At 65.3% G+C, this 3,022-nt stretch carries 3 protein-coding genes and 1 pseudogene; all 4 read left to right on the top strand.

Annotated elements, in window-relative coordinates:
- Nucleotides 1-714 (top strand): 3-methyl-2-oxobutanoate hydroxymethyltransferase (gene panB / locus ACIP0B_RS28185; RefSeq protein WP_400838422.1); only part of this gene is annotated, 714 nt, incomplete at its 5' end.
- Nucleotides 711-1,571: a pantoate--beta-alanine ligase gene (gene panC / locus ACIP0B_RS28180; RefSeq protein WP_400838420.1), complete on the top strand. Its 861-nt coding sequence runs from the start codon at nt 711-713 to the stop codon at nt 1,569-1,571. The genes panB and panC, both read left to right, overlap by 4 nt.
- Nucleotides 1,572-1,840: 269 nt before the next feature.
- Entirely contained in the window at nt 1,841-2,221 is a 381-nt protein-coding gene (gene panD / locus ACIP0B_RS28175) for an aspartate 1-decarboxylase (RefSeq protein WP_007963888.1), read from the top strand.
- Nucleotides 2,222-2,445: 224 nt separating this feature from the next.
- Nucleotides 2,446-3,022, top strand: a pseudogene (locus ACIP0B_RS28170) (glucose-6-phosphate isomerase); the annotation flags it as partial.

The raw sequence follows: 3,022 nt of genomic DNA, 5'->3' as shown, positions 1-3,022 counted from the left end.
GCCCACGCCTGCAACGAGGCCGGTGTCGAAGTGCTGCTGGTGGGCGACTCCCTCGGCATGGTCCTGCAGGGTCACGACAGCACCCTGCCGGTGACCACTGCGGAAATGGCCTACCACGTCGCCAGCGTCAAGCGCGGCAACACCGATGCCCTGATCCTGGCGGACCTGCCGTTCATGGCCAACGCCACCCTGGAACAGACCATGACCAACAGCGCCATGCTGATGCAGGCCGGCGCGCACATGGTCAAGGTCGAGGGTGCGCTGTGGCTGGCGGAATCGATCCGCCTGCTGGCCGAGCGCGGCGTTCCCGTCTGCGCGCACATGGGCCTCACCCCGCAGGCCGTGAACATTCTCGGCGGCTACAAGGTGCAGGGCCGCAACGAGAACCAGGCGCGGCAGATGCGCGCCGATGCGATCTCGCTGGAGCAGGCCGGCGCGGCCATGCTGCTGCTCGAATGCGTGCCGAGCGAACTGGCCGCCGAAATCAGCCAGGCGGTGAAGATCCCGGTGATCGGCATCGGCGCCGGCAACGCCACCGACGGTCAGGTGCTGGTGCTGCACGACATGCTCGGCCTGTCGATCAGCGGCCGCGTGCCGAAGTTCGTGAAGAACTTCATGGACGGTCAGGACAGCATCCCGGCCGCGCTGAAGGCCTACGTCAACGAAGTCAAAGCCGCCACGTTCCCTGGCATCGAACACGGATTCTCCGCATGAACACCGTCAAAACAGTACGCGAACTGCGTGCCGCCGTGGCCCGCGCCCGCAGCGAAGGCAAGCGCATCGGCTTCGTGCCGACCATGGGCAACCTGCACAGCGGCCACATCGCGCTGATCACCAAAGCCACCCAGCGCGTGGACTTCGTGGTCGCGAGCATTTTCGTCAACCCGCTGCAGTTCGGCGCCGGCGAAGACCTCGACAAGTACCCGCGCACCCTGGCGGCGGACCAGGAAAAGCTGCTGGAGGCCGGTTGCGACCTGCTGTTCGCCCCGACCGTCGAGGAGTTGTACCCCGACGGCATGGCCGGACAGACCCGGGTCAGCGTCCCGCAATTGTCCGAAGGCCTGTGCGGCGCCAGCCGTCCCGGGCATTTCGAAGGCGTGGCGACGGTGGTCAGCAAGCTGTTCAACATGGTGCAGCCGGACCTGGCGATCTTCGGCCAGAAGGACTTCCAGCAACTGGCGGTGATCCGCGCGCTGGTGCACGACCTGAACATGCCGATCCAGATCATCGGCGAGCCGACCGTGCGGGCCGCCGACGGCCTCGCGCTGTCGTCGCGCAACGGGTTCCTCAGCGAGGAGCAACGTGCCGTGGCACCGGTGGTCTACCGCACGCTGAGCGCCATTGCCGAGTCGATCAAGCAAGGCGAGCGTGACTTCCCGGCGCTGATCCAGGCGCAGCTCAAGCAACTGGAAGACGCCGGCCTGCGTCCGGACTACCTGGAGATCCGCCACGCCCTGACCCTGCGTCCGGCGACCGCGGACGACCGCGACCTGGTGATCCTGGTGGCCGCGTTCCTGGGCACCACCCGGCTGATCGACAACCTGCACCTGAACCTCGACACCCCGGCCTGACCGCCGCCATCCCTTGTGGGAGCGGGCCTGCCCGCGATGCCCAGCCTTCAGTCGACCCAACCGGTGACTGGCAGGCCGCCATCGCGAGCAGGCTCGCTCCCACATTGCTTTGCGGGAACCACAAATCCCGCGCCCACCCGAGCCCCCTGCGGGAGCCAGCCTGCTGGCGATGGCGTCGGCCGTCCCCCCGCCGAGATCCGGCCATATTGCCGCCCTCCCCCCCTTCGGGCACACTGCCTGCCGTTCGATTCCGACCAGGGGAACCCCTCATGCACGCCATCATGCTCAAGGCCAAGCTGCACCGCGCCGAAGTCACTCACGCGGTTCTCGATTACGAAGGTTCCTGCGCCATCGACGGCGAGTGGCTGGACCTGTCCGGCATCCGCGAATACGAGCAGATCCAGATCTACAACGTCGACAACGGCGAACGCTTCACCACCTACGCGATCCGCGGCGAAGAAGGCTCGCGGATGATTTCGGTCAATGGCGCGGCGGCGCACAAGGCCAAGGTCGGCGACCGCGTGATCATTTGCGCCTACGCCCACTACAGCGAAGCGGAACTGGTGAACTTCAAGCCGCGCATGCTTTACATGGCCCCGGGCAACGAACTGAGCCACACCAGCAACGCCATCCCGGTTCAGGTCGCCTGACCGGGACGCCCCTGCCCCACCGTTTGTCGGCCGTTTCCTGCCTTGATGTTAAAAAAGTACAGGAAACGGGTCAGACAAAGCCAAGACAGATCGGAGCGCGGGGTTTACTGTATTCGCCCTGCGCCGTGAAATCGCGTCAACGCAGCCGACCCCATGCCCGGACCGGGCCTGGCGGTCCGATCCGTGTTCTAAAGGCCGTTCAAGTAAAAAGGAAAACCGCAGCGATGGCGTACTACCGCACTCCTCATGACGTTACCGCTCTGCCTGCCTGGCAAGCGTTGAAAGACCACCGCCAAGCCATGCAGGATTTCAGCATGCGCGAAGCCTTCAACGCCGACCCGCAGCGCTTCACCCAATTCACCCTGAGCAGCTGCGGACTGTTTCTCGACTATTCGAAGAACCTGATCAACGCCCAGACCCGCGACCTGCTGGTGGGCCTGGCCAATGAAGTCGACCTCAAGGGCGCGATCAAATCGCTGTTCGAAGGCGAAATCATCAACGCCTCCGAAGGCCGCCCTGCCCTGCACACCGCCCTGCGCCGTCCGGTGGGCGACAAGCTGTCGGTCAACGGCGTCAACGTGATGCCCGACGTGCACAAAGTGCTGAACCAGATGACCGATCTGGTGGGCCGCATCCATGACGGCCTGTGGCGCGGCTACACCGAGAAGCCGATCACCGACGTGGTGAACATCGGCATCGGCGGCTCGTTCCTCGGCCCTGAGCTGGTGTCCGAAGCCCTGCTGTCCTACGCCCAGAAAGGCGTGCGCTGCCACTACCTGGCGAACATCGACGGCAGCGAGT

It is taken from the genome of Pseudomonas sp. NPDC089534, from assembly GCF_044749305.1.
Lineage (GTDB): Bacteria > Pseudomonadota > Gammaproteobacteria > Pseudomonadales > Pseudomonadaceae > Aquipseudomonas > Aquipseudomonas ekonensis.
The sequence above is the reverse complement of the archived record's forward strand: the minus strand, read 5'-3'. Positions and strand labels throughout refer to the sequence as shown.